This is a genomic window from Methylobacterium sp. Leaf399 (genome assembly GCF_001424525.1).
In the GTDB taxonomy this organism is placed as follows: Bacteria; Pseudomonadota; Alphaproteobacteria; order Rhizobiales; family Beijerinckiaceae; genus Methylobacterium.
Map to the genome: position 1 here is coordinate 1 of NZ_LMQK01000009.1, position 26,288 is coordinate 26,288.

Consider the following 26,288-nt stretch of genomic DNA (forward strand, 5'->3'; position numbering starts at 1 on the left):
CGGAAGCGACCCTCGCCTCCGCACAAGCCTTCCTCTACGCCGCCGCCGTCATGATCCTCGTCCGAAGGCTGGCGCAAGCATCATGACTTATCGGACAGACTCTGAGGCTCTTGAAGCTAAGGCGCCACTTTCAGAAAGTGATCCTTGTCCCGGTAGACCGATCCGGACGGCAAGCCGACGGCGGATGTCGGCAGGTTGCTGAATCTGATGTTTCGGCCCGGACCTGGATCGATGACGAGACTGTTCGTGGCTTTCTCGAAGTGGATCGTCACCCCGAGCAGTGTGTCGGAATAGAATTTCGCGCCGAGGCTGTCCGGAGTGGAAGTGCCAGCGAAGTCGATTTTCTGCCCTATGCCGAGGACGATGGCGCGCTGGTCGCTGCCGAAGTCGGCGGGCGTGAAGTCCAGGCCGCGCCTCGCCGCGCCGGCAGGAGCGTAGAACGCATCGATGGGCTGACTGCCGAGGGACTGTGGCCGGTCGTGGACCCAGACCTGCTGCAGCTCGTTTCCCCTGCTCGTGCGGACATAATTGCGAACCGCGCCGATGGCCGTGACAGCGGCGCCGTTGTCGGAGAAGACGAATTCGCTTTCGTTCAGGTAGGCCCCGGCCGCGGTCGCTTCTGCGCTGATGTTGCCATTGCGCGAGACGATGGCTGGGTTCGCCAGCCAGTGCGTTGCGCCTGCGCGCGTGGAATAGACGCTTCCGAAGAAGGTGGACCCGACGAGATCGCCCTGTCCGCCATGGTAGACACGAAGGTTGTCCGCGAAAATCCCGCTGCGTCCCTTCGCGTGATCCCCCGGAGCGGTGTTGAAGCCCGCCGTATTGTCGAAGACCCTGAACGTCTGCGACAGTTGGGGAAAGTTCGTGTAGGTTCTGCGCGGCGCCGAGGTAGCACCCGCTCCGATGAAGCTGTACGCGACGCCGCCGGGCAGCGCCTTGCTCCAATCGCCGTCGAAAGCCTTCAGACGGTCATCCGAGACCTCCGGAAGGGGCGCTGTGACGAAGGACCGGTGCGGGGCCTCGGCGATGCCGCCCGCACCTGTGGAATCCGCACCGACCACGAGTTGGCCCGGGCCCATGTAGGTCTTACCGATGGCTTCATGGTGCTTGAGCGTCGTCGGGTAGCGGCCCGGCGGCAACATGATCCGTTTGGCGTCACTCGCCTCGGCTGCCCGGAATGCGGCGGTCCAGTCGCCGTTCACGGGGCCGCCGAAATCGAGGATGCTAGGAGTCTTTCCATCATGATCAGCGAAATGGCGGTTGATAGTCCCGTTGCCGGGCTTGATCCGTGGGTCACCCAGGCCGGGCGGAGAGGGCTGTGGGTCCAACGCCAGCGCGCCGAGGGGGGCGAACCCGATTAAGATACCGGGCAGGGCCCGTAGGAGCTCGAGCCGCATCAGGCAAACCATTTTTTTTTGGCCCCAAAAATGCTTCTTGGCACTAAAAGCAATGCCGCTCCAGGGGTTATCATCGGTGGAATTTTCAGCCGCCCTGAGACCGTGCTTGATGGGAGACCTACAGACGTACGGGATCCGACGATCTGATGGCGACTTGCCGATAGGCATCAGATGGCTCGCTCACAGCAGTCGGCGCGCTCGTCAGCGTGGAGATGCCGTAGTATTTGGGCGGTATACCCTTCATCAAGTTCTTGACGATGGATCGGGCGTGGAAAATAAGCTTAAAGGCCATGCATGTAGATCGATTGCTGCAGCCCGATCGCCGGTCGCGGACATGATCGCCTTCATCGACGACCAACGCGGCACCTACGGCATCAAGCCGATCTTCAGGCCGCTGCCAATTGCCCCGTCGACGACCTATACGCACGCTGCGCAACGCGTTGGATCCCGGCAGGCAAAGAGATCCGGCGCGTCGTCGAGCCGAACGTCCACGTTTCCGGCTGATCTTCTCAGCCAGCCCGGTCCAAAGCCAGCCGGTCGGGTCACGTCGGGTGACCGAATGATCGACACCCCCGCGGAACACTCGCCATTGGGCCGTGTTCGCGTCGATGGAACTCTATCTGGTCGGTCTTGCCGGTTTCGGCGCCCTGGTCCTGCTCACGGCGTGGCTTCCGATGGTGCTGCGGCAGTTGCCGTTGTCGCTGCCGATCTGCTGCGTCGGGCTCGGGGCCGGGCTGTCGGCCCTTCCGGGTGCGTCCGATCTCGTCCCGCACCCCGAGCGGCATCTGGCGCTGATCGAGCACATGACCGAGCTCGTGGTCATCGTCTCGCTGATGGGGGCCGGCCTCAAGATCGACCGGCTGGTCGGCTGGCGCAGCTGGATCCTGACCTGGCGCCTGCTCGGTGTGGCCATGCCGCTCACCATCCTGGCCCTGGCGGGCCTGGCCTCGGGGCTGCTCGGGCTCGGCGCCGCCGCCGCCCTCCTCCTCGCCTCGGCGCTGGCGCCCACCGACCCGGTGCTCGCCTCCGACGTCCAGGTCGGGCCGCCCTCCCAGGGACAGGAGGACGAGACGCGCTTCGCCCTGACCTCCGAGGCCGGCCTCAACGACGGCCTCGCCTTCCCCTTCGTCCACCTCGCCATCGCCCTCACCGCCGCCGGCGGCATCGGGGGCTTCGGGCTCGGGGCGATCGGCGAGTGGCTGAGCCTGTCGGTCCTGTGGAAGATCGGGGCCGGCGTCGGGCTCGGCGCCGTCATCGGCCGGGGGCTCGGCTGGCTGACGTTCCACCTGCCCCATCGGGCGAGGCTGTCGCGGACCGGCGACGGCTTCGTGGCACTGGGCATCACCTGCCTCACCTACGCCACCGTCGAGGCCGCCCACGGCTACGGCTTCATCGGTGTCTTCGTGGCCGCCCTGGCGCTCCGCTCGGCCCATCGCAGCCACGACTACCACCACACGATGCACGATTACGCCGAGGCGCTGGAGCGCCTCCTGATGATGGTCGTCCTCGTGGCCTTCGGCGCGACGCTCCTGGGCGGTGGGCTCCTGGCGTCGCTGACCTGGCGCAGCGTCGCCTTCGCCGTCCTCGCCCTTCTGGTGGTGCGGCCGCTGTGCGGCTGGATCAGCCTGATCGGTTCGGGGCGGGAGGCCCGCGAGCGCGCGGTGATCGGCTTCTTCGGCATCCGCGGCATCGGCACGATCTACTACCTCGCCTACGCCCTCGGTCACGCCGCCTTCGAGCAGGCCGGTCTCCTCTGGAGCACGGCCGGCGTCACGGTCCTCCTCTCCATCGTCATGCACGGGGTGAGCGTCACGCCGGTGCTGAACGCCCTCGATCGCCGCAGGGGGGGCGATTCCGGTGCCGAGCAGCTGGATCTGCCGTTCGATGCGTCCCGGCCGCTGCCGTCGTGAGGCGAGCACGGGCAACGGGCACATCGGCCACTGGCGGAGGCCCGCCGATCGTGGTTAAGGCCAGGGAATGCAGCCCGCCCCCTCGACCATCGACGACGCGACGGCCGCCCGGGTCGAGGCCGCCCTCGCGGCGCTCTCGCGGGCGGACGCAGGCGCCCCTACGGACCTGAAGGGACTCGTGCTGAGCCGGGCCGCTTTGGCGGACCGGATCGGCGAGGGCCCGGCCCCGCCGTGGTGGGACGCGGTCCGCTGCGGCCTGGCGCTGGCGGGTCGCGACCTGTCCGGCGCGGGCCTGGAGGGGACCGACCTGTCCGGCGCCAACCTCTCGGGTGCGCGCATGGCGGGCGCGCTCGGGCGCTCGGCCCGGTTCACCGGCGCCACCATCGAGGAGACCGACTTCACCGGCGCCGACCTGAGCGGGGCCTGCTTTCGCGAGGTCGCCGGCGGCGAGGTCCGGTTCGACGAGGCGATGCTCGAGGACGCCCGGTTCGACGGCGCCGCCATGCGGTTCGCCCGGTTTCCCCGCGCGCTCCTCGACGGGGCCGCCTTCAACGGCGCCGACCTGTGGGGGGCCGTGCTCACCGGGGCGGACGCCGACTACACCCTGTTCCGGGGCACCCGCCTCGACGAGGCCAGGCTCGACGACGTCAACCTCACCCACGCCGATTTCGAGGGGGCGAGCCTGAAGAAGGCGCGGCTCACCGGCTCGCGCCTGCGCGGGGCCAATTTCACCGGGGTCAAGCTCGACGGCGCCGACCTGTCGAAGGCGGACCTCTCCGAGACGAGCCTGGTGCGGCTCAACCTCTCCACCTGCACCCTGACGCACGCCCGCTTCGCCGGGGCCTGGCTGAACGGGACGCGGATGCGCAGCGAGCAGCTTGGCGGGGCGGTGGGCGAGGAGATCGACGGCGACTACCACGGCGCGCAATCGAGCTACCTCGCCCTGGAGCAGAACTTCAAGAGCATCGGCGCCAAGGAGGAGGCGAGCTGGGCCTACAAGCGCGGCCGGCGGATGGGGCGGATGCAGGCGGGCCTCGAGGCCGGGCAGGCCTGGCAGGCCCGCGACGGGCGGGCGCTGTCCCGGCACGGCTACCGCTGGGTGTCCGACCGCTTCGTGGAGTGGCTGTGCGACTACGGCGAGAGCCTGTCGCGCATCGCCCGGGCCTTCCTGATCGTGATCTTCGTGTTCGCCGCCCTCTACGGTCTGGCGGGGGGGCTGATCCGCGAGGTCGGCGACGGCCGCGCGACCTACAACCCCCTCGATCTCGTGAGCTACAGCGCCCTCAACATGATGACGGCCAACCCGCCCGAGATCGGCATCAAGCCGGTCGGCCGCTTCACCAACCTGCTGGTGGGCCTCGAAGGGGCGGCCGGCATCATCCTGATGGGCCTGTTCGGCTTCGTGCTCGGCAACCGGCTGCGCCGGTAGGGCACGATCGGCCGGAGACGGTGGCGAACCGACCGGGCGAACGCCCGATTCCCTGCAACAGCGGCGTCCCCTCGGGCGTTTGACCGGAGCGGTCGCCCAGCGAACGCCGCCTCCGCATCCCCATCACAGGCAACCCCATGACCCTCGCCTTCCCCGCGCGACCAAAGAGCGGCTGGCGGCGGCGGCGCACCATCGCCGGCCTGCCGAGTTCGCCCACCGCCCTCGTCCTCATCGGCGTGGCCGCCGCCGCGGGGCTGGCCAATTACTTTCTGGGCGAGGCGAGCCGGAACGAGGCCGCCCGCAACAACGCCGTCCTGACCCAGACCGAGCGCCTGCTCTCGAACATGGTCGAGCTGGAGACGGGCATGCGCGGCTACGTGCTGTTCGGGGCCGCGGAGTACCTCGAGCCCTACGATGCCGCTCAAGGCAGCATCGACGGCCAGCTCGCGCAGGTCGACGATCTCTCCGACGGCAGCGACGCGCATGCGCAGGCCAAGGCCCTGCGCGCGGCCGTGGACGCCAAGCGGACCTATGCCGCCCGCGTCATCGCCCTGCGCCGGGACCAGAACTACGACGCCGCCGTAGCGGTGGCCCGCACCGGCGAGGGCAAGCGCACGATGGACGCGGTGCGCGCCGTCACCGGGCGCATCCAGGACCGGGCCACGCGGGCCCTGGCCGAGGGCGAGGGCCGCGACCGCTGGCGCGCCCTGCTGCTGTCGCTGGTCTCGATCGTCGCGACCCTGGCCGCCGTCGGGCTGCTGGCCCGCCTCGCCATGGTGCGCCGTCGCGAGGAGCTTCGCACCGCCGCCCTCCTCGACGGCGTCTTCGCCAACGCCCCGGTGGGGCTCGGCTTCCTCGACCGCTCCTTCGGCATCCGCCACATGAACCGGGCGCTCGCCACCATGAACGAGCGCGGCTTCGGCGCCGACCTCGGGGCGCCGATCTGGTCGATGCTGCCGACCCTGGAGGAGCAGCTGACGCCCAAGCTCGTCGCCGCGCGCGACGAGGGCCTCGTGACCACCAACGTCGACGTGGCGGTGCCCGCCCCCAGCGCGCCAAACGGCGTGCGGCATTTCCAGATGAGCTTCTATCCCCTGCGCGGCGGCTCGGCCGGGCCGGGATCCGCCACCGACGGCGTCGGCCTCGTCGTCTCCGACGAGACTCTGCGAAAACTCTCCGAGGAGCGCATGCGCCACTCCGAGGAACGCTTCCGCTCGCTCACCCAGGCGACCTCGGCCATCGTCTGGACCACGACGCCCGACGGCCGCTTCGAGCGGGTTCCCTCCGAATGGACCCGCTTCACCGGCCAGAGCCCGCAGGAGGCCGCCGGCCACGGCTTCCTCGCCGCGATCTTCCCCGAGGACCGCGACCGGACCATGGAGGCCTGGAACCGGGCGGTGGCCACCCTCACCCCCTACGAGATCGAGCACCGCATCCGCCGCGCCGACGGCACCTGGCGCACGATGACGGCCCGCGCCGTGCCGATCCTGGAGGAGAACGGGACGATCCGCGAATGGGTCGGGGCGCATGGCGACATCACCGCCCGCAAGGAGGCCGAGGTCGCCCTGGAGGCCGCCAAGGAGGCGGCCGAGGAGGCCAACCGCGCCAAGAGCCAGTTCCTCGCCAACATGAGCCACGAGCTGCGCACGCCGCTCTCGGCGGTGATCGGCTATTCGGAGATGCTGCAGGAGGAGATGGAGGATCTCGGCGAGGAAAGCCTCCTCGTCGACATGCGCAAGATCGAGGCGAACGCCCGCCATCTCCTCGGGCTCATCAACGACGTCCTCGACCTCTCCAAGATCGAGGCCGAGCGCATGGAGATCTATGCCGAGGCCTTCCCCGTGGCCGACGTGGTGGGGGACGTCACCGCCACCGTGCAGACCCTGGTGGACAAGAAGGGCAACACCCTCGCCCTCGACCTCGCGCCGGACCTCGGCGAGGCGCGTACCGACCAGACCAAGCTGCGCCAGGGCCTCATCAACCTCCTGAGCAACGCCGCCAAGTTCACCGAGAACGGCAGCATCACCCTCGCCGCCTCCCGCTTCGCGCGCGACGGGGCCGACTGGCTGAGCTTCCGCGTCTCCGACACCGGCATCGGCATGAACCCCGAGCAGCAGGCCAAGCTGTTCCAGCGCTTCACCCAGGCCGACGCCTCCACCACCCGCCGCTTCGGCGGCACCGGCCTCGGGCTCGCCATCACCCGCGCCTTCGCCGAGATGCTGGGGGGGCACATCGGGTTCGAGAGCGAGGAGGGGGTCGGCACCACCTTCACCCTGGAGATCCCGGCGACCTACGTCGGCACCTCGCCGATGGATGCCCTGGCGAACGACGAGGCGGGCACCGACCGTTCGGCCGGGACCGGCCGCGTGCCGGGCGGCCAGGTCCTGATCATCGACGACGATCCCTCGACCCGCGACCTGCTCGCCCGCTACCTCGTGAAGGACGGCTTTGCCGTCGTCACCGCCGGCGACGGCCGCGAGGGCATCGAGAAGGCCAAGGCCCTGCGCCCGCGCGTCATCCTCCTCGACGTGACCATGCCGCGCATGGACGGCTGGTCGGTGCTGCGCACCCTGCGCGCCGACCCCGACCTCGGGGCGACGCCGATCATCATGGTGACGGTGCTCGACGAGCAGAACCTCGCCTTCTCGCTGGGCGCCACCGACTATCTGCAGAAGCCGATCGAATGGGGGCAGCTGAAATCGGCGATGGAGCGGTTCAAGCCCTCCGAGCACGAGGGCCCGGTTCTCATCGTCGACGACGACCCCGACACCCGCGAGCGCATCGCCACCCTGCTCACCCGCGAGGGCTGGCGGGTGGCCGCGGCCGAGAACGGCGTGGCCGGCCTGGAGGCCACGGCGGCGCGAAAACCCTGCCTGATCCTGCTCGACCTGATGATGCCGGAGATGGACGGGTTCGGCTTCCTGCGGGCGCTGCGCGCCCACCCGGAGTGGCGCGACATCCCCGTGGTGGTGCTCACCGCCAAGGACATCACCGCCGACGACCGCCGGCGCCTGGCCGGCCAGGCCGACCGCGTGCTGCAGAAGGGCGGCCTGAGCCTCAACGACCTGTCGGATTCGCTGCGGACGCTGGTGGGGGCGGGCGTGTGAGAGACACCCTTCGATAGGTTCGCATCGGCGACCGAACGCCTCTCTCCTCCCCCTTGCGGGGAGGAGCCGGAGGTGGGTGTGGCGGTGTTGACCCTCAGCCCGTCGAGGCCGGCGGGATCACCCCCACACGCGCGTCCCTCCCCGCAAGGGCGAGGGACGCGCGTCGAGGCGGATGCCTCCCTCACGAGACCTTGCGCGAAAACCCCAGCGCCGCGTCCAGCGCCCCGTTCAGGGTGGTGACGAGCACGTCGGCCGAGATTGTCCGGCGCAGGCGCTCGATCGAGGAGGGGTCGCGCTCGCGCCAGAACCCCACCAGCACCTTCACGCCGGGAAGCGCGATGCGGGCCTGGCGCACGTCGAGGCGGATCTGCGAGAGGCTGATCGGCTCGAGGTAGGAGAAGCAGACGAGCGCGATGCCCTCGCTCACCGGCGGCCGTTCGCCCTTGCGCAGGGCGGCGAGCGAGACGACCTGCGAGGCCAGGCCGTGCTGGCCGAGGATCTGGCTCAGCATCAGGGTCGCCGCCTCGTCGAAGGGGCCGCGGCTGGAGATGCACAGCACCGGGGCCGGGCCGCGCCAGGCCGGCAGGAGATCGTCCGAGCCGAGGACGACGGTGGCCGCGGCGCGGTCGGCCCCCACCGCCGCCACGGCCGCGGCGGCCTCGCGGTTGCCGAGCCTGTCCTTGAGCCGGCGGGGATCGCGCGGCTTGGCGCGAAGATTGAGCAACCCGCCCAGTTGCCCGACCACCGTGCGCATGGCCGCGCCGACCTCGTCCTGGCGCTCCCAGTCGAGGGTCCCGCGCGCCAGGTCCTCCTGCGCCAGCCGCAGGCCGGCGAGCGCCACCTCGTCGTAGTAGGTGACGAGCGCCCGCGCCTTGAGGAACATCCGCCCCTGGTCGATCGCCTCGGCCGGGTCGCCGGCCAGCATGCGCTGGTAGAAGATCTCAGGCGGCGACAGCGCCGGCTGGTCGCCCAGGATCACGTCGAGGAACCAGAACCCGTCGATATGCCGCCCCAGCACCACGAGGCAGACCGTGATCGGGGTGGCGAGCACGAGGCCGATCGGCCCCCACAGGAAGGCCCAGATCGTCGCCGCCAGGATCACCGCGATGGGCGAGAGCCCGGTGGAATGGCCGTAGAGCAGCGGCTCGATCACGTGGCCGGCGATCGGCTCCACAACCACGAACAGGACGGCGACCGCCACCACCATGGTCCAGCCGGGATCGACGGCGGCGGCCACCACCAGGGGCAGGACCGCGCTGATCACCGCGCCGACGTAGGGGACGAACCGCAGGATCGCCGCCAGCGACCCGAACAGGATCGGGTTGGGCACGCCGATCAGCCACAGACCGACTCCGATGACGATGCCGAAGGCGACGTTGAGCACGAGCTGGGCGAGGAAGAACCGGCTGAGGCGGCCGACCGCGTCGTCGATGGCCGCGGTGGTGCGGCGCAGGTCGTTCGAGCCGGCCAGCCGGATCGCGCGGTTGCGCAGGTCCTCCCGCTGCAGGAGGATGAAGATGGTGAAGATCAGGATCAGGCCCGTGGTCGCCAGCGGGTGAAGGATCGGCTCGGCCACGGTGCGCAGGGTGCCGAGCAACCCGCCCTTCTCCGCCGCGATCTGGACGTGGAGCGGCCGCTCGAGGGTGCCCGCCTCCCCGGTCACGGGCTGCTCCTTCAGCTCGGGCTGCAGTTCGGTGCCGATCTCCTGCACCATGTCGAGCATGCGCGAGAGCGTGCCACTGCCCGCGGTCGCCTCCTTCAGGGCGGCGATCTTCTCGCGCATTGTGATCTGGTAGCGCGGCAGCTCGGAGGCGAGGTTGGCGGCCTCGTTGACGATGAGCAGGGTCACCCCGAGCAGCGAGCCGAAGGCGACGAGGACGACCGCCAGCACGGCCGCCACCCGCGGCGTGCGCAGGCGGCGCAGCAGCCGCACCGCCGGCACCAGGACGAAGCTGAGCAGGATCGCCAGGATCACCGGCACGAAGATCTCGCGGCCCAGCGACAGTGCCGCGGCGATGGTCATCACGAGGAGGCACGAGGCCAGCGCCGTGAAGATCGGCATCGCCTGCCGCAGGAGGCGGGCGGTGATCGGGTCGTCGCTCATGAAGGTGACGTCTCGTCCTGGGGAGCGACGGGCGTCTCGTCGTCGGACGGGACGCCGGGGAAAGCTGCGGTGCGATCAGTCGGCCGGTGCGGCGACCGCGGCGTTGATCTGGGTCAGCAGCTTGGAAAAATCCACGGGCTTGGGGTGGTAGTCGTTGCAGCCGGCCTGGATCGCCTTGTCGCGATCCCCCGACATGGCGTGGGCGGTGAGCGCGATGATCGGGATGCGCTGGGTGTCGGCGCCCGACTTCAGCGCACGGGCCGCCGACCAGCCGTCGAGGATCGGCAGGTTCATGTCGAGCAGGATGACGTCGGGGCGGCCGGAGCGGGCCTGCTGGATGCCGGCCTCGCCGTCGTGGGCGAGCATGACGTCGTAGCCGCGCCGCTTCAGCCGCCGGGACAGGAAGTCCCAGATCTCTTCATGGTCCTCGACGAGCAGTATCTTGACCATGGTGTCGTCCTGTCCGGCACACGTGAAGCTTCGGGTCGGCGAGGGAGATGCGAAAATCGGTCCCGTGGCGATCCGGGGACCAACGGCCGTCGCGAACTCCGTCGTTTTGCAACGCAGCAGCCCGTTCTTTAAGCGAGCGGCCTCTCCCACGGTTCCCATACTGACGCGGGCCTGCCACGCAAGTCGGCAGGTCTTGTCGCGGGCGGTTTTCGGGCCATGCCGGCTCGGAGTCGCCGCGGCGTCGGATTGTCGGGCGACCCTGCGCCTGCCATGGTCCGGGCATGGCCCAGACCCCTCCCCCTCGCTATTCCGCCGCCGAACTCGTCGCCGAGCTGCGCGAAGCGGCCGAGGAGATCGCCCCGGAGCTCAACGGCATCAGGGCGGAGGAGACCCTGGAGGGGGAATCGGCCCAGATGATCGAGGAGATGGCCGACGCCCTCAGGCGCATCGCGAACGGTGCGCCGCGCCCCCAGGACCTCGCCCGGGCCGCCCTGGACCCGCAGGGCCCGCTCAAGCCGTTCGGCAAGCCGAAGACCGTGGCCGCGTCCAAGAACACGAGCGCATCCAAGAATAAGGGCGCTCCCAAGACTACGGGCGCTCCCAAGACCGCAGGTGCGCCCGGGAGCACGGTCGTGCCGATGCAGAAGCCCCGCCGGTAAGACCGACCCTCCTGCCCTCCGCCGCCGGGATCATACCATTTCCCGTTGATCACTTCGTGATGCGGACATGGGCTTCGCTCAGGCGCCGCGCGGGCTCGGTGATACGGTTCCCGCTTGATCCAAGCGGAAACCGTATCACACGTCGAGGTTGGCGACGCTGAGCGCGTTGTCCTGGATGAACTCCCGGCGCGGCTCGACCACGTCGCCCATCAGCTTCACGAAGAGGTCGTCGGCGTCCTGGGTGTCCTTGACGCGAACCTGCAGCAGCGAGCGCACGTCGCGGTCCAGGGTCGTCTCCCACAGCTGCTGGGCGGTCATCTCGCCCAGGCCCTTGTAGCGCTGTAGCTGCAGGCCCTTGCGGCCGAACGCCATCACCGCCTCGAACAGGCCGACGGGGCCGTGCAGCACCGTCTCGTCGCCCTTGCGGGCGTAGGTGACGGGCTCGTCGTAGATCTCGCGCAGGGCCTCGGCCCGGTCGGCGAGGCGGCGGGCCTCCTGCGATCCGATCAGGGTGGCGTCGAGGCTGGCCACCTGGCGCACGCCGCGCAGGGTGCGCGACAGGACGTAGCCGCCCTCCTCCGCGCCGCCCTCCCAGCCGCGCTCGATGTCGTCGGCGATCCGGTCCATGCGTTCGGCGATGGTCGCCGCGTGGCGGCCGGCCTGCGCGCCGTCCTCGGCGACATCGGGGCGGAAGGCGCCCGCGATCAGGGCCTGCTCGACCACGGCCCGGTCGTAGCGGGTGTGGAGGGCCTGCATCAGGCCGCGGAACTGGCGCGCCTCCTCCACCAGGGCCTTGAGCTGCGCGCCGCCGAACTCGGTGCCCGAGGCGAGCCGCAGCACGGCGCCGTCGACGCCCGCGTCGATGAGGTAGTCCTCCAGCGCGCGCTCGTCCTTGAGGTAGATCGCCGACTTGCCCTTGGCGGCTTTGTAGAGGGGCGGCTGGGCGATGTAGAGGTGGCCGCGCTCGATCACCTCCGGCATCTGCCGGAAGAAGAAGGTCAGGAGCAGGGTGCGGATGTGGGAGCCGTCGACGTCGGCATCGGTCATGATGATGATGCGGTGGTAGCGCAGCTTGTCCGGGTTGAAGCCCTCCCGGTCGGTGGAGGAGCGCCCGATGCCCGCGCCCAGCGCGGTGATCAGCGTGCCGATCTCGGCCGAGGACAGCATGCGGTCGGCCCGCACCCGTTCGACGTTGAGGATCTTGCCGCGCAAGGGGAGTACCGCCTGGAAGTGGCGGTCGCGGCCCTGCTTGGCCGAGCCGCCGGCGGAATCGCCCTCCACCAGCAGGATCTCGCACTTGCTGGGATCGCGCTCCTGGCAATCGGCGAGCTTGCCGGGCAGCGAGGCGATGTCGAGGACGCCCTTGCGCGTCACCGTCTCGCGGGCCTTGCGCGCCGCCTCCCGGGCGGAGGCCGCCATGATGACCTTGGCCATCACCGAGCGGGCCAGCGCCGGGTTCTCCTCCAGCCAGTTGGAAAGGCCCTCGTTGAGGACGTTCTCCACCGCCGGGCGGACCTCGGAGGAGACGAGCTTGTCCTTGGTCTGCGACGAGAACTTGGGATCGGGCACCTGCACCGAGATCACGGCGGTCAGCCCTTCGCGGCAGTCCTCGCCGGTGAGCGAGATCTTCTCGCGCTTGGCGATGCCGGACGATTCCGAATAGCCGGTGATCTGCCGGGTCAGCGCCGCGCGGAACCCCGCCATGTGGGTGCCGCCGTCGCGCTGCGGGATGTTGTTGGTGAAGGGCAGCACCGTCTCGTTGAACGAGTCGTTCCACCACAGGGCGACCTCGACGCGGATGTCGTCGCGCACGGCCCGCACCATCACCGGCTTCGTCATGCCCTCGATGGGTTTGCGCGAGCGGTCGAGGTAGCGCACGAAGGCCTCGATGCCGCCCTCGTAGTAGAGTTCCTCGCGCTTGTGCTCGGCGTGGCGCGCGTCGGTGAGCACGATGCGCACGCCCGAATTGAGGAAGGCGAGCTCGCGCAGGCGCTTCTCCAGCGTCCCGTAGTCGAACTCGATCATCGTGAAGGTGTCGGTGGAGGGCAGGAACGACACCTCGGTGCCGCGTCGGCCGTTGCCCTCGCCGACGATCACCAGCGGCGAGACCGCGTCGCCGTGGCGGAACTCCATCGCGTGCTCCTTGCCGCCGCGCCAGATGCGCAGGCGCAGCCACTGCGACAGGGCGTTGACCACCGAGACGCCGACCCCGTGCAGGCCGCCGGAGACCTTGTAGGAATTCTGGTCGAACTTACCCCCGGCGTGGAGCTGGGTCATGATGACCTCGGCCGCCGAGACCCCCTCCTCCTTGTGGATGTCGGTGGGAATGCCGCGGCCGTTGTCGGAGACGGTCACCGAGCCGTCGGGGTTGAGGGTGACGGTGACGAGGTCCGCGTGGCCCGCGAGCGCCTCGTCGATGGCGTTGTCCACCACCTCGTAGACCATGTGGTGGAGGCCCGATCCGTCGTCGGTGTCGCCGATGTACATGCCCGGCCGCTTGCGCACCGCATCGAGGCCCTTGAGCACCCTGATGGATTCCGCGCCATAGGCCGTGGCCGCAAGGTTGCGGGAGACGTCGTCGTCGTGCGTGTCGGACATGAAGTTCCTCGGGCAGGCGGGTCTTTGCTCGGTTGTCGTGCCCCGGCTCCGGCCATGGGCGCGCCTGCGATTCGTCGGCCTGCGTTATATAGGCGGCATCCCTTGTAAATGCATCGTTCTCGGGCAGCGTGGCTGTGGGCGGCCCCGAGGGGGCGGCTCAGGCCCTGACGCCGCCGGCGCTGGCCGCGTTGAGCCTGTCGCGCCCCGAGGGCGACAGGGTCAGGGAGACCGCGCCGATCAGCTCGTCCAGCTGCGCGACCGAGGTGGCGCTGGCGATGGGGGCGGTCACCCCCGGGCGGGCGATCAGCCAGGCGAGCGCCACCTGCGCGGGGGTGGCGTCGTGCTCGGCGGCCACCGCATCGAGGACGTCGAGGAGCGCGAAACCGCGCGGGGTGAGGTATTTCTGGACGTTGCCGCCGCGTGCGCGCCCTTCCGCGGCATGCTCCGAGCGGTACTTGCCGGTGAGGAACCCCGCGGCCAGGGAGAAGTAGCCGATCACCCCGAGGTTCTGGCGCCGGCACAGGGGTTCGAGCTCGGATTCGTAGCCGGCCCGTTCGGCCAGGCTGTAGTCGGGCTGCAGGCATTCGTAGCGCGCCAGGCCCTCGCGCTTGGCGATGTCGAGGGCGCTGCGCAGGCGGGCGGCCGAGTAGTTCGAGGCGCCGATCGCCCGGACCTTGCCGGCCTCGATCAGCCGTTCGTAGGCCCGCAGCGTCTCCTCGATCGGGGTGGCGTGGTCGTCGGCATGCGACTGGTAGAGGTCGATCCGGTCGGTCCGGAGACGGCGCAGGGAGGCCTCCGCCGCCCGCTCGATATGGGCGGCGGACAGGCCTTTGCCGTCGGGGCCCATGTCCATCCCGACCTTGGTCGCCAGCACGACCTTGTCGCGGTGGCCGCTCCGCTTGAACCAGTTGCCGATCACCGTCTCGGATTCGCCGCCCTCGTGGCCGGAGGCCCAGCGCGAATAGACGTCGGCCGTGTCGACGAAGTTCAGCCCGGCCTCGACGAACCGGTCGAGGATGGCGAAGGAGGTCGCCTCGTCGGCGGTCCAGCCGAACACGTTGCCCCCGAGGCAGAGCGGCGCCACGAGGAGGCCGGAGCGGCCGATCTGTCTCGCCTGCATGCTGATCCTCTACAAAGCGGTGATCGCTGATATCGACGTGTCAGGCATGACCGAACCTCCCGCACCAGCCGTCACAACGCGGTTTTCATCACGACCCAAGAACTTTGATGAAAGCAGCGCCGGCTCCGAAAAACGCGGCCCCCGCAGCCATGCCGGACAACGCGATCTGCCAAGGTGCGAGCATTCGGTCCCGGCCAAGCTTCGACGCTTCTGCCGCGAGCTTGCTCTGCTCCGAGACGAGTTTGCCTTGCTCGGCAATCAGCTTGTGCTGCTCGGCGACGAATTTCCGAGTTTCCTCGTGCGAGCGCTCGATCCTGGCGCGCTGCTCCTCGAGATCAAATGGCGCAACCTCTGCCATCGACGGCCTTCCTTCAGACGAACCGGTCACACGACGACCGGTCCCAAGATATGAGCGGGTGGCCGGACGAGTGGCAAGGGGCAACCCTCCGACCACCCTTTCCGATGCACCGCCACCACGGTGCCGGAATCGCTGCAGGCCGATCGGAGCGGCTCAATCCTGCAGGAACGGGTTCGTCAGCCGCTCCTCGCCCAGGGTGCTCGTGGGGCCGTGGCCGGGAATGAAGGCGATGTCGTCGCCCAGCGGCAGCACCTTCTCCTTGATGGCGCGGATGAGCTGGTCGTGGCTGCCGCCGGGCAGGTCGGTGCGGCCGACCGAGCCCTTGAACACCACGTCGCCCACCAGCGCGAAGCGGGCGTCCCGGCTCACGAACACGACGCTGCCCGGCGAATGGCCCGGCGCGTGGAGGATGTCGAAGGCGAGCTCGCCCACCGTGACCAGGTCCCCGTCCGCCAGCCAGCGGTCCGGGGTCACGGCGCGGGCGCCCTCGAGGCCGTAGTTGGCGCCCGTGGCGGGCAGGCTGTCGAGGAGGTAGCGGTCGGCCTCGTGCGGGCCCTCGATCGGCACCGCCAGTCGCTCGCGCAGCTCGTCGGCGCCGCCGGCGTGGTCGATGTGGCCGTGGGTGAGCAGGATCTTCTCGATCGTGATGCCCTGGGCGGCGATGGCCGCCACGATCCGGTCGAGGTCGCCGCCGGGGTCGACCACGGCGCCGACCTTGGTCTCGTCGGACCAGATCAGGGTGCAGTTCTGCTGGAAGGGTGTCACCGGGATGATTCCGGCGCGGGGCGTGCCTGGCATCGGGACCGCTTTGCTCCATCGAGGCGCCCGTCGGCGCGGATGCCCGACGGTCTAAGCGTCCTTGCGCGACCTGTCACACGGGAGTCGGCCCCGGCACGGGTGCGACGTCGCCGGGGCACGCAAAAACCGCGGCCCGCCAAACTTCGGCCTCGCCCGGCGGTTAGCGGGCGCTGATTGAGCGGATACGGCCGATCCGTCCGGTGACCCGGCGATCCCCCGTGCCCCTTCGTCCGCCCGTCCATCCGAAAACGCCAGCCGGGGTAGCCCCTTGTCGTCATGCTGAGAACCGCCTTCGTCGCCGCCCGGGACCGTCAGCGCCTGGGCGAGATCACGGCCGTGCTGGTCGGGTACGGCGTCAACAAGGTGGTGGACCGCCTCGGCATCGCCCATGTGGCGCGGCTGGCCAAGCGCAGGGCGCCGCGGGTGGACATCACCCGCCTGTCGCAGCCCCAGCGGGTGCGCCGGGCGATCGAGACCCTGGGGCCGACCTTCGTCAAGCTCGGGCAGATCCTGGCGAGCCGGCCCGACCTGCTCACCCCGGAGTGGACCGACGAGCTGGCCAAGCTGCACAGCCAGGTGGCGCCGGTCCCGTGGGAGCGCATCCGGCCGCAGCTGGAGGCCGACCTCGGGGGCACCCCCGAGGAGGTCTTCGCCGAGTTCGACACGACGCCGCTCGCCTCCGCCTCCATCGCCCAGGTCTACCGCGCCCGCCTCCACACCGGCGAGGACGTGGTGGTGAAGGTGCTGCGGCCGGGCCTGCGCAAGATCATCGAGGCGGACCTGCGCCTGCTGGCGCACGCCACCCGCATCGTCGTGGCCGAATGGCCGGAGTTCGGGCGCTACCAGCCCCAGGAGCAGATGCGCCACCTGGCCGGCGGCCTCTACGGCGAGCTCGACCTCGTCAACGAGGCGCGCAACTGCGAGACCATCGCGGCGATCTTCTCCGAGCGCGACGACATCGTGGTGCCCAAGATCCACTGGGAATGGACCTCCGAGCGCGTCCTCGTGCAGGAGTTCATCCACGGCATCCCGCCCAACGACCATGCCCGCCTCGACGCGGCCGGGATCGACAAGGTGCTGCTGGCCCAGAAGGGCACCGACGCCTTCCTGCAGATGGCCCTGATCGAGGGCGTGTTCCACGCCGATCCGCACCCCGGCAACATGCTGGCGATGAGCGGCGACCGCATCGGCTTCATCGACTTCGGCATCATCGGCCGGCTGTCCGAGCGCCGCCGCACCCAGCTCCTGATGCTGATCGGCGCCATGCTCAAGGAGGACGCCGACGGGCTGATGGCGGTGCTCCTCGACTGGACCGGGGCGAGCAACCCGGACCTGACCAAGCTCGAGGCCTCCTCGCAGGCCTTTATCAACCGCCATGCCGGGGCGGCCCTCAACTTCGGCGACCTGCTCACCGACTTCATGACCATGGCCCGCGAGAACGATCTGGCCATGCCCACCGACCTCGCCATCCTGTTCAAGGGCCTGGTGACGGCCGACGGCGTGATGCGCCAGCTCGACCCGAAGTTCGACCTCTTCACCGCCGCCGGCCCCACCGTGAAGAGCAAGCTCGCCTCGCAGTTCTCGATCAAGGGGCTGACCCGCAAGGTCGAGGCGGTGGGCGCCGGCCTGTTCGGCGCGGCCTCCGAGCTGCCGACCCTGATCCACCTGATGCTGGTGCGCCTCAAGCAGGGCCGCGTCACCGTCGAGATCGAGGTGAAGGGCATCGACAAGCTCACCCGCGGCATCGAGCGGGCCGCCGCCCGCGTCGCCGTGGCCCTGATCGTGGCCGCCTTCGCGACGCAGCTCGCCCCGCGCTTCATGGATCTGGGCACCCCGGCCTTCGTCACGGTGGGGTTGGGCGTGTTCGTGATCGGGATCGGGTGGCTGGTGTTGCTCGGGCGGAACAAGTAGGCGGGCGGCCTCCACAATACAGCCGCGTTGTCAGGCCTTCTTGAGGCTCGACGGCCCTGACGCTCGCGCACCTCGTGCTCGCGGGTGCGGGGTCCGTCGAGCGCGATCGGCGTCCCTCCCCGCAATGGGGAGGAGGGACGCCCGCTCAGTCCGCACGTCCCGTCCATCCGCCCCGGTGCCCGCCGCTCGATGAACATCATCCTGATCAAGCTGTTCGCGACGGCCCTGACGCTCAGTCAGGTGACGACCCGGCCGGACGCGGTGAAGACGCAGTTCGATCCGGCCACCGACGGGCCGCAGGTGGTGCAGATCCTGCGCGACGGCTGCGCCCACATGCGAAAAGCCTTCGACATCGAGGACATCAACCTCGACGACCTCATCTCCACCGCCATGGAGGACCCCACCGCGGTGGCGGGGGCGGGTGCGCCCAAGCTCCTGCACGGGCTCGACATCGGCGAGCTCAACGTCAGCTACCGCCAGTTCTGCAAGGGCGAGACCCCGAAGGATTCGCCCTTCGAGGCGAGCGAGGTGATCGCGTTCTACAACAAGGCCGCCGCCGACCTGCCGGCGGCCGAGACCTGGAAGGACCCCAAGCTCCCGGGCGTGAGCCTCATCCTCGACCGGGCGGGCAAGCGCTTCTCCGAGACCTTCGAGCCCAACGGCCGGCGCCTGGTGGTGCCGATCGCCACGGTGCCCGTCATGGTCCAAAAGGCGTTCGTGGCGGCCGAGGACAAGAGGTTCGAGACGCACCGGGGCATCGACGAGCGCGGCGTCATCCGCGCCTTCATCGGCAACCTCGCCTCGCCGGGTCGGCCGGCCGGCGGCTCCACCATCACCCAGCAGGTGGTCAAGAACCTGATGGTGGGCGACGACGTCACCTACGAGCGCAAGATCCGCGAGATGATCGTGGCGGCGCGCCTGGAGCGCATCCTGTCGAAGTCCGAGATCCTCGGGCTCTACCTCAACGCGATCTACCTCGGGCGCGGCGCCTACGGCATCGAGATGGCGGCGCGCAGCTACTTCGGCAAATCGGTGGGCGCGCTGACCCTCACCGAGGCGGCGCTGCTGGCGGGCATGCCCAAGGGCCCGAACTTCTACAGCCCCGACAAATACCCCGAGCGCGCCCGCGAACGGCGGGCCTACGTGCTCGCCCGGATGAAGGACGAGGGCACGATCACCGAGGCGGAGCTGGCCCAGGCCGCCAATGCGCCGCTGGGCCTCGTCTCCGGCGAGGCGAGCCGGCGCGATACCGGGTTCTACGTGGTCGATCACCTCGCCCGCGAGGCGCGCACCTTCGCGGGCCTCGAATCCCTGACGGCGGCCTCCTACACCCTGCGCTCGACCCTCAACGCCGGGCTGCAGCGCGCCACCGAGACCGCCCTGCAGGACGGGCTTTCCACCTACGAGCGCGCCACCGGGCGCCAGACCTACGAGGGGCCGGAGTTCAGCCTCGCCGAGGCGATCCGCAAGCTCGAGGGCGGCCCGGTGACGGTTCCGCCGGCGGCCGCGGAGCCGCAGAAGGCCGCGGCCGCCTCGCCGGCGCTGGTCAACGGCGTTCCCCTCCTCGTGGGCGGCGACGCCAAGGCGGCGGCGATGACGCCGCCGGCGCCCAAGGCGACCGAGTCCGTCGAGGCCAAACCGGTCGTGCGCGCCAAGACGGCTGACAAGCCGACGACGGACAAGCCCCTGCTCGAAAAACCCACCTGGCGGCGCGCCCTCGAAGCGGCCCGGCCGGTGCTCTACGACGTCCACTGGCCGCTGGCGGTGGTGCTCGACGCCAGGGGCGGGGCGGTGAGGGTCGGCCTCGCCGACGGCCGCACCGCCAGCCTCGACCCCGGCCCGGCGCGGGGCCGCCTCCAGACCTACGACGTGGTGCGGGTGAAGCTGCGCGACGCCAAGGCCAAGACCCTGCGCGCCGAGATCCGGGTGCGCCCGGCGGTCCAGGGCGCGGCGGTGGTCATCGAGAACCGCACGGGCGCGATCCTGGCCATGGCCGGGGGCTTCTCCTACCCGGTCAGCCAGCTCAACCGGGTGACGCAGACCGTGCGCCAGCCGGGCTCGACCTTGAAGCCCCTCACCTATCTCGCCGCGCTCAACGCGGGCCTGCAGCCCAACACCCTGGTGCTCGATTCCCCCGTGACGCTGCCGCCCATCGGCGGGGCCGGCGATTCCTGGAGCCCCAAGAACTACGACGGCGGCGGCTCGGGCGCGATCACCCTGCGCCGGGGCCTCGAGTTCTCGAAGAACCTCGTCACCGCCCGCCTGCTCCAGGGCGGCATCGCCCCGACGGCACCGGCGAGCCTCCAGCGGATCTGCGACCTGGCGCTGGAGGCGCAGCTCTACGCCGAGTGCGAGCGCTACTATCCCTTCGTGCTCGGCTCGCAGCCGGTGCGGATGCTCGATCTGGCCGCCTTCTATGCGGCCATCGCCAACGAGGGTGCGCGCCCCGCCCCCCACGTGCTGGAGGCGGTGGAGCGCGACGGCAAGGCGATCTACCAGCGCGGCACCCGCGCCCCGGTGCGGATCGGCTCGGCCGACGCGGTCGCCTTCTACCAGCTCAAGACCATGCTGCAGGGGGTGACCCATCACGGCACCGCCGCCGCGCTCGCCCGCGTCTCCGCCTATGTCGCGGGCAAGACCGGCACCTCCGAGAACGAGAACGACGCCTGGTTCGCGGGCTTCTCCAACGAGATCACCGTGGTGGTCTGGGTCGGCTACGACAACGCCGACGGCACCCGGCGGACGCTGGGGCGCGGCCAGACCGGCGGCCATGTCGCCGTGCCCATCGCCGGCAGCCTGTTCCAGGCGGCCTGGGCCAACGGCGTGGCCAAGACCCCGCTGGCGCCGCCGACCGCGGAATCGCGAAACCTCCTCGTCGACCTGCCGATCGACGCGCGCAGCGGCGCGCCCACCGCCGAGGGCGGCTTCATGGAGCATTTCCGCCTCAAGGACGGGCGCATGGCCGAGACCCGCTACCGGCTGCTGCCCGGCGAGACCCGCACCGCCATGCGCCCCGACGCCGAGGACGGCGACCTCGAAGGGGTCGACGGCAGCGCCGATGCCGGCACCGACCCGGACCAGGAGGTGCTCGAAACCTTACGCCGGCGCCGGCGCGCCGAGGTCGATCCCCTCGATCCCTTCGGGGGCCGCGGCACGCCCCTGCGCAACCGCCAGCCCGAGACCTACCAGCCCTGGCCCGGCGCCAGCCGCTCGCCCTTCGGCGAGGACGACGCCTATCCGCGCCCGCGCCGCCGCGATCCCGACTATCTCTTCGGCGACGACCCGCGCTACTGAGCCCCCCACCGATCCCGACATCCGAGGCGCCCGACGTGCAGACGCAGCTTGCCGCGACCCTTCTCCTCGGCCTGAGCCTGGCGGCCCCGGCCGTCGCCGAAGCCCAAACCCCGGCCGCCCTCTCCGAACGGATCAAGGACGTGCCGGCGATCACCCCGGCGGGATTGGCCGGCCTGAAGCCGGGCACGATCCTGTTCACGGACCACCGCGACAACCCCTCGAACCCCGAGAGCGGGCTCGTGCCCTACCTCGACTGGGGCAAGAGCCGGCCGGCCGAGCGCGCGGCGCTGGCCCCCTACCCGGCCTACGCCGAGCCCGACTACACGGTCACCGTCAACGGCGTCGCGAAACCCCGCCACGAGACCCTCAAGGTCTACGTGGCGCAGGGGCGCTTCGTGCTGCCCAAGGCGCCCGAGGCCATCGACCTCTCGGCCTACGCCACCCTGCCCTTCGTCGCGACGATGGACCCGGTGATCAAGCACAAGGCGCTCGACCCCGCCGACGTGACCCCGACCAAGGACCCGGCCGCCGCCTTCGCGAAGCGCCCCGACCGGCCGTGGTGCGCGCCGGGCACCGTCTGCATCGAGTCGCGCTACGACCTGGAGGGCAAGCTGCCCCTGGGCGTCAAGCTCGCCAACAAGCTCGAGGAAGGGGCGGCCAAGAAGGTCGCCGAATTCGTCTCGTTCCAGAGCGAGCTGCGCACCCTTCCTGCCGCCGAGGCCGCGGGTCTTTCGACGTTGACAGGCATCGAGACGCCGGTGGCCGGCGGGCTCGAACAGACGATCTTCTGGGTCAACCAGATCCTGCGCTTCGGCAAGTTCCTGGCGGTGGTCCAGCCACTGCCGGGCGATCCCGCCAAGAGCGTCGTCACCACCTACATGGCGCTGGCGATCAAGGCGGACGTGCTCGACCGCAAGCAGGAGTACGCCCGCGTGCCGGTCCTCAAGAACCTGCTGCCGGCCCAGGTGCTGATGGGCAATTCGTCCTTCAACACCGGCACCTCGATCAGCGCCGGCCTGCCGGTCTACGCCCGCAACCGCCTCGCCGCCTTCGCCGACGCGATGGCCAAGCGGTGAATGGCCAAGCGGTCGATGGCCAAGCGGTGAACGGCCTCAGTTGCCTCGGAACATGATCGAGGGCAGCGACGGGGCCGTGTACTGGCGGTTCACGTCGCGTCGGGTCTGGGTGCCGTTGGTGTTGCTCGACTGGCGGTAGTTGCCGGTGTCGAAGGTCTCCGACAGGGCGCTGCGGCCGTTGGGACCGGTGTCCGTGTTGCAGGCGCCGAGCCCGCCGCAGAGGACGACGGCGAGGACGAGGTGGGGCAGGCGCATCGCGTGGGGTTCCCGGCTTGACGGATCGTGAGCCGTGGTGCTGCCGGGGGCTGCCCCCGTCAAGCGCATGATGAACGGGCCGTCGACGCTTCGCCGCCAAGTGATGTCCTTGCGCCACGCAAAAAGTGACCACGGCACCAGAAGACCGGGGTAGGACGCCGCTATTGGGGCCGTGCCGCCGCCGCGCCGTCTGGCCTTTCGGCCGCGTTTGCGTGCAGATGACGGTCATGAGCAACGTGGTTCCCTTCCGCCGGCCCGAACCCTCCCCGACGCGCGGCGACGTCGTGGCGGTGGCCGACGACCTGTTTTCCCTCCTCGACCAGCTCCAGGCGCTGAGCGAGCGGGCCGCCGCCATGGGACGGCCGACCCGGGAGGTCGAGCGCACCGTGCAGAACCTGCTCGACGCCGTGAGCGCCGTCGAGCGCGCCCTCGACTGCATCGGCGAGGGCGAGGAGGCCGGCCAGGGCTGAAGGCCGCGTCCGGGCGGGCTCCACCGGCACCGGTCCTCATCGCGAAACCGCTGCGCGCTTCCGTGGGGGCTGCTCTCCGGCGGCGGGCCGCAAGCGGGTTGTCGGCTTTCGCAGGAATCCGATGCGAAGCGGGTTTCGCAGAAGCGGTCACCGGGTTTGCCTTGAAAACCTGCGACAGACCGAGGACTTCAGCAGGTTCAAGGACTTCAGCAGGGTAAAGTGTTGGCCTGCCAACACGAACCCGCTTACGGTCAGCGCCGCCGTGGGCCGCCGGCACGATCGGCGACGGCTCCCCACCGAGGTCGCACAGTGAACACGACAGACGCCCCGTCGCGGCCGGCCGCGGCGCCCGCTCCCGCGATCCCCTTCGAGGGCAACCTCCTGCTCAGGGCGCTGCAGGCGCCGGACCGCGCGCGCCTGGCGCCGCACATGGAGCTCGTCCACACCCGGCGCGGCGACCGGCTGTTCACGGCGGGCGAGGCGGTGTCGGTCATCTCGTTTCCCTGCGACCTGACCGTGACGACCCTGCTGGTCGCCATGCGCGACGGGCGCAGCGCCGAGGCGGCCACGATCGGCCGCGAGGGCGCCGTCGGCGGGGTGGTGAGCAACGGCTGCCTGCCGGCCTCGACCTCGGCGGTGGTCCAGATCGGCGGCCCGGTCCTGCGGATCGAGGCCCTGCGGCTGCAGGAGGCCAAGCGCCTGTCGCCGGCGCTCGCCGACCTGTTCGTCCGCTACGCCGACTGCCTGCTGGCGCAGGTGCTGCAGTCGGTGGCCTGCAACGCCCTCCACCCGATCGAGGAACGCTGCCTGCGCTGGCTCCTGACCCTGCAGGACCGGATCGGCACCGAGGTCCTGCCGGTGACCCACGAGCTCCTGGCGGCCATGCTCGGGGTGCAGCGGACCTACCTCACCCGCGTCCTGCGGACCCTGCAGCAGCGGGGCCTCGTCGAGGTCGGCCGCGGCCGCATCACCATCCTCGACCGGGCACGGGTCCGGGCGGCGGCCTGCGACTGCCACGGGATGGTGGCCCGGCACTACGAGGACGTGCTCGGGGCCGTCTACGGCCCCTCCGGGCGCCTCGTGGCGGTCGATCCGCCCGACGAGGGCGCGATCCGGCCGGCCTGAGGCCGGCCGCTCATCTTCCTTCGGCCGCAAGCACGAGCCCGCCGTCGCGTCAGGCGGCGCGCACCGTCGCCAGGAAGTCCGCCACCTCGGTGCGCAGCACCGTGGCCTGGCGCGAGAGGTCCCTGGCCGCATCGAGCACCTGCGCCGAGCCGCCGCTGGTCGAGAGCGCCGCTTCGCTCACCCCCGCGATGTGGCCGGAGACCGTCCGCGTCCCGTCCGAGGTCTGGGCGGTGGTGCGGGCGATCTCGAGGGTCGCCGCGCCCTGTTCCTCGACGGAAGCCGCGATCTCGGCGGAGATCAGGCTCATGCGCTGGATCACCTCGGCGATGCCCCGGATCGCGGCGACGGAGGACTCGGTGGAGGCGGTGATCTCCGAGACCTTGCCGGCGATCTCCTGCGTCGCCTTGGCGGTCTGGCTCGCCAGGCTCTTGACCTCGGCGGCGACGACGGCGAACCCGCGCCCGGCCTCTCCGGCCCGCGCCGCCTCGATGGTGGCGTTGAGGGCGAGCAGGTTGGTCTGCCCGGCGATGTCGGAGATCAGCCCGACGATCTGGCCGATGCTGCCGGCGGCCATCGAGAGGCGGTTGACCTCCTCTGTGACCCGGGCGGCGTTGCGCTCGGCCTCGTCGGCGACGGCGGCCGAGGCGCCGACGCGCTCGCCGATCCCGCGCACCGAGGCGGTAAGCTCCTCGGTGGCCGCCGCGACCGTATCGGCGCTGGCGGCGGCCTCGCGGGAGGCGACGGCGACGGCCTCGCTCAGCGACGAGGTGTCGGCGGCCGCACGGGACAGGTGGTGGGCGGCCGATTCGAGTCGCGTCGAGGAGGCCGAGACCGCCTCGACGATGCCGCCGGCTCTCGCCTCGAAGCTGTCGGCCAGCGCGAACATGGCGGCGCGGCGGTCCGCGGCGGCCGCGGCCATCGCCCGGTCGCCCCGGCTGCGGCTGGCCCGGCCCTCGGCGAGGCTGTCGCGGAACTCCACCGCGGCGGCGGCGATGGCGCGGACCTCGCGCGGTCCCCCCTCGGGGAGCGCACCGGCGTCCTCGTCGCGCCCGATCGCCGTCAGGGCGGTGGCGATGCGCGAGAGCGGACGGGCGATGGCGGTGCCGAAGGCGAAGGCGACGATGCAGGACGCCAGGAGGGTGGCCAGGCTCGCGGCGGTCCAGGCGACGACGGCGTCGCCGGCCGCGGCCCGTGCGGTTCCGGCCGCCTGCGCGAGATCCGACGACAGGCGATCCTCGATGCCCTTGAGGGCGTCGATGCGCTCCGAGGCGAGGCGGAACCAGGCCGGTCCGTCGGTGAAGGCGAGGGGCTGGCCGGGGACGGTGTCGAGGATGACGGCGCGCAGCCGCTCGACCTCGCGCGAGGCCGCGCCGGTGCGCGCCGTGTCGAGCATCGCCTGCTGGGCCGGCGTCGCGGCCCGGCGGAAGACCGCTTCGTAGGTGGCCTGGTTGGCCGCGAGGGTGGCGATCCGCCCGAGGGCGGCGAGGTCGAGCCGACCCGAGCCGAAGATCGCCGCGGCGGTGGCGCGCTCCTGTCCGGCGAACTCCTTGAGCGACAGGAACGCGGCATAGGCCGAGACGCGGGTGGTGATGTCGCCGCTGGCCGTCACCTGCGACATCTCGCGGACGAGGTCGAGGGCCGAACCGATCAGGCCGGAATAGGCGGCCAAGTTCTGGGCCGGCGTCCGGGCGAGGTCGTCGACCGCCTTGCGATGCGCGGGCAACTGCCCGAGCCCCTTGCGCAGGGCCTCGCCCCGGCCCTCGAAGCTCGTGCCCAACCCGGCCGCGTGCATCCGGTCGTAGGTCTCGCCCAAGGCCTCCCGGCCGGCGTCGGTGAGGAGGCGCTGGCGGGCGAGCTCCTCCTTGAAGGTGGTGCCCTTCGAGCCGAGGAACAGGCTCGATGCACCGCGCTCGCGCTGGGCCTCGTGGACGAAGGCGCCGACGCGGGCGGCGAGGCCGACAAGGTCCTCCATCCGCGCCATCTCGGTGCGCTGGCCGACGCGCTCGTCGATCGCGAGGCCGGCCACGACGGCGAAGGCGAGGCACGGGGCCAAGGCCACGAGAAGAATACGCGACCGCAGGGACCGCAAAACACCGAACGTCATCGAACCGCAAGCCTCGAGGTACCAGAGATCTGCGGGCACCCTGCCGGACTTCGTGTAAAGGGAAGGTTGAAGGGTCGGCCTTTGCCTTTTGTTTGCGCATCCTCGTCGCAAATTTAGCCTGCG

18 protein-coding genes and 1 pseudogene are annotated in these 26,288 nt (G+C 70.6%); 10 read left to right on the forward strand and 9 right to left on the reverse strand.

Annotated features, from left to right (window positions below; all coding sequences use genetic code 11):
* A pseudogene (locus ASG40_RS21115) lies at positions 1-86 on the forward strand (IS5/IS1182 family transposase); the annotation flags it as partial.
* Between the two features lie 30 nt (positions 87-116).
* On the opposite strand, the gene ASG40_RS07635 reads toward ASG40_RS21115, so the two are convergent.
* The gene (locus ASG40_RS07635; protein WP_156387619.1) at positions 117-1,565 is read right to left on the reverse strand and encodes a hypothetical protein; all 1,449 of its coding nucleotides are present in this window, start codon (positions 1,563-1,565) and stop codon (positions 117-119) included.
* 440 nt (positions 1,566-2,005) lie between these two features.
* Here ASG40_RS07635 and ASG40_RS07640 point away from each other — a divergent pair, with 440 nt between their 5' ends.
* The 3 genes from ASG40_RS07640 (at position 2,006) to ASG40_RS07650 (ending at position 7,843) form a co-directional block, all read left to right on the forward strand.
* On the forward strand, positions 2,006-3,307 hold the full coding sequence (locus ASG40_RS07640) for a cation:proton antiporter (RefSeq protein ID WP_055883219.1): 1,302 nt from the start codon (positions 2,006-2,008) through the stop codon (positions 3,305-3,307).
* Between the two features lie 67 nt (positions 3,308-3,374).
* The gene (locus ASG40_RS07645; protein ID WP_055883171.1) at positions 3,375-4,736 is read left to right on the forward strand and encodes a pentapeptide repeat-containing protein; all 1,362 of its coding nucleotides are present in this window, start codon (positions 3,375-3,377) and stop codon (positions 4,734-4,736) included.
* Between the two features lie 137 nt (positions 4,737-4,873).
* Complete coding sequence (locus ASG40_RS07650; protein ID WP_082523958.1) at positions 4,874-7,843, forward strand: response regulator; 2,970 nt, start codon at positions 4,874-4,876, stop codon at positions 7,841-7,843.
* A 181-nt stretch (positions 7,844-8,024) separates the two neighbouring features.
* Here ASG40_RS07650 and ASG40_RS07655 read toward each other — a convergent pair whose 3' ends face one another.
* Together ASG40_RS07655 and ASG40_RS07660 are read right to left on the reverse strand one after the other, a co-directional pair.
* Positions 8,025-9,947, reverse strand: a complete 1,923-nt coding sequence (locus ASG40_RS07655; protein ID WP_055883173.1) for an AI-2E family transporter — start codon at positions 9,945-9,947, stop codon at positions 8,025-8,027.
* Positions 9,948-10,022: 75 nt separating this feature from the next.
* Positions 10,023-10,397 (reverse strand): response regulator, encoded by a 375-nt coding sequence (locus ASG40_RS07660; RefSeq protein WP_055883175.1) that lies wholly within the window; start codon positions 10,395-10,397, stop codon positions 10,023-10,025.
* Between the two features lie 281 nt (positions 10,398-10,678).
* Here ASG40_RS07660 and ASG40_RS07665 point away from each other — a divergent pair, with 281 nt between their 5' ends.
* Complete coding sequence (locus ASG40_RS07665) at positions 10,679-11,056, forward strand: hypothetical protein (RefSeq protein ID WP_244480562.1); 378 nt, start codon at positions 10,679-10,681, stop codon at positions 11,054-11,056.
* A gap of 135 nt (positions 11,057-11,191) precedes the next feature.
* Here the strand turns inward: ASG40_RS07665 and gyrB are convergent, their stop codons facing one another.
* The 4 genes from gyrB to ASG40_RS07685 all read right to left on the reverse strand — a co-directional run bounded on the left by gyrB (position 11,192) and on the right by ASG40_RS07685 (position 15,930).
* Positions 11,192-13,654, reverse strand: coding sequence for a DNA topoisomerase (ATP-hydrolyzing) subunit B (gyrB, locus tag ASG40_RS07670; RefSeq protein WP_055883177.1), 2,463 nt, complete (start codon positions 13,652-13,654; stop codon positions 11,192-11,194).
* A 157-nt stretch (positions 13,655-13,811) separates the two neighbouring features.
* Positions 13,812-14,774, reverse strand: coding sequence for an aldo/keto reductase (locus ASG40_RS07675; RefSeq protein WP_055883179.1), 963 nt, complete (start codon positions 14,772-14,774; stop codon positions 13,812-13,814).
* A gap of 88 nt (positions 14,775-14,862) precedes the next feature.
* Entirely contained in the window at positions 14,863-15,132 is a 270-nt protein-coding gene (locus ASG40_RS07680; RefSeq protein WP_055883181.1) for a hypothetical protein, read from the reverse strand.
* Between the two features lie 153 nt (positions 15,133-15,285).
* Positions 15,286-15,930 (reverse strand): MBL fold metallo-hydrolase, encoded by a 645-nt coding sequence (locus ASG40_RS07685; RefSeq protein WP_055883183.1) that lies wholly within the window; start codon positions 15,928-15,930, stop codon positions 15,286-15,288.
* 276 nt (positions 15,931-16,206) lie between these two features.
* Between ASG40_RS07685 and ASG40_RS07690 the strand changes: the two genes are divergently transcribed.
* From ASG40_RS07690 to ASG40_RS07700, 3 genes are all read left to right on the forward strand, one after another.
* A complete protein-coding gene (locus ASG40_RS07690; RefSeq protein WP_055883185.1) occupies positions 16,207-17,841 on the forward strand; it encodes an ABC1 kinase family protein in 1,635 nt (544 codons plus the stop codon).
* A 189-nt stretch (positions 17,842-18,030) separates the two neighbouring features.
* Entirely contained in the window at positions 18,031-21,135 is a 3,105-nt protein-coding gene (locus ASG40_RS07695) for a penicillin-binding protein 1A (protein ID WP_055883187.1), read from the forward strand.
* A gap of 35 nt (positions 21,136-21,170) precedes the next feature.
* Positions 21,171-22,211 (forward strand): hypothetical protein, encoded by a 1,041-nt coding sequence (locus ASG40_RS07700; protein ID WP_055883188.1) that lies wholly within the window; start codon positions 21,171-21,173, stop codon positions 22,209-22,211.
* Positions 22,212-22,247: 36 nt separating this feature from the next.
* Here ASG40_RS07700 and ASG40_RS07705 read toward each other — a convergent pair whose 3' ends face one another.
* Entirely contained in the window at positions 22,248-22,466 is a 219-nt protein-coding gene (locus ASG40_RS07705) for a hypothetical protein (RefSeq protein ID WP_055883190.1), read from the reverse strand.
* Between the two features lie 227 nt (positions 22,467-22,693).
* Between ASG40_RS07705 and ASG40_RS07710 the strand changes: the two genes are divergently transcribed.
* Positions 22,694-22,936, forward strand: a complete 243-nt coding sequence (locus tag ASG40_RS07710) for a hypothetical protein (protein WP_055883223.1) — start codon at positions 22,694-22,696, stop codon at positions 22,934-22,936.
* Between the two features lie 309 nt (positions 22,937-23,245).
* On the forward strand, positions 23,246-24,061 hold the full coding sequence (locus tag ASG40_RS07715; protein WP_443136596.1) for a Crp/Fnr family transcriptional regulator: 816 nt from the start codon (positions 23,246-23,248) through the stop codon (positions 24,059-24,061).
* 49 nt (positions 24,062-24,110) lie between these two features.
* Here the strand turns inward: ASG40_RS07715 and ASG40_RS07720 are convergent, their stop codons facing one another.
* Positions 24,111-26,165: a methyl-accepting chemotaxis protein gene (locus ASG40_RS07720; RefSeq protein ID WP_055883193.1), complete on the reverse strand. Its 2,055-nt coding sequence runs from the start codon at positions 26,163-26,165 to the stop codon at positions 24,111-24,113.
* Positions 26,166-26,288 lie beyond the last annotated feature (123 nt).

Bases quoted from the DNA above. Each gene is read 5' to 3' on its own strand.
- ASG40_RS07635 (WP_156387619.1), bottom strand. From the start codon at position 1,565: ATGCCTATCGGCAAGTCGCCATCAGATCGTCGGATCCCGTACGTCTGT.
- ASG40_RS07640 (WP_055883219.1), top strand. From the start codon at position 2,006: ATGGAACTCTATCTGGTCGGTCTTGCCGGTTTCGGCGCCCTGGTCCTG.
- ASG40_RS07645 (WP_055883171.1), top strand. From the start codon at position 3,375: ATGCAGCCCGCCCCCTCGACCATCGACGACGCGACGGCCGCCCGGGTC.
- ASG40_RS07650 (WP_082523958.1), top strand. From the start codon at position 4,874: ATGACCCTCGCCTTCCCCGCGCGACCAAAGAGCGGCTGGCGGCGGCGG.
- ASG40_RS07655 (WP_055883173.1), bottom strand. From the start codon at position 9,947: ATGAGCGACGACCCGATCACCGCCCGCCTCCTGCGGCAGGCGATGCCG.
- ASG40_RS07660 (WP_055883175.1), bottom strand. From the start codon at position 10,397: ATGGTCAAGATACTGCTCGTCGAGGACCATGAAGAGATCTGGGACTTC.
- ASG40_RS07665 (WP_244480562.1), top strand. From the start codon at position 10,679: ATGGCCCAGACCCCTCCCCCTCGCTATTCCGCCGCCGAACTCGTCGCC.
- gyrB (WP_055883177.1), bottom strand. From the start codon at position 13,654: ATGTCCGACACGCACGACGACGACGTCTCCCGCAACCTTGCGGCCACG.
- ASG40_RS07675 (WP_055883179.1), bottom strand. From the start codon at position 14,774: ATGCAGGCGAGACAGATCGGCCGCTCCGGCCTCCTCGTGGCGCCGCTC.
- ASG40_RS07680 (WP_055883181.1), bottom strand. From the start codon at position 15,132: ATGGCAGAGGTTGCGCCATTTGATCTCGAGGAGCAGCGCGCCAGGATC.
- ASG40_RS07685 (WP_055883183.1), bottom strand. From the start codon at position 15,930: ATGCCAGGCACGCCCCGCGCCGGAATCATCCCGGTGACACCCTTCCAG.
- ASG40_RS07690 (WP_055883185.1), top strand. From the start codon at position 16,207: ATGCTGAGAACCGCCTTCGTCGCCGCCCGGGACCGTCAGCGCCTGGGC.
- ASG40_RS07695 (WP_055883187.1), top strand. From the start codon at position 18,031: ATGAACATCATCCTGATCAAGCTGTTCGCGACGGCCCTGACGCTCAGT.
- ASG40_RS07705 (WP_055883190.1), bottom strand. From the start codon at position 22,466: ATGCGCCTGCCCCACCTCGTCCTCGCCGTCGTCCTCTGCGGCGGGCTC.
- ASG40_RS07710 (WP_055883223.1), top strand. From the start codon at position 22,694: ATGAGCAACGTGGTTCCCTTCCGCCGGCCCGAACCCTCCCCGACGCGC.
- ASG40_RS07720 (WP_055883193.1), bottom strand. From the start codon at position 26,165: ATGACGTTCGGTGTTTTGCGGTCCCTGCGGTCGCGTATTCTTCTCGTG.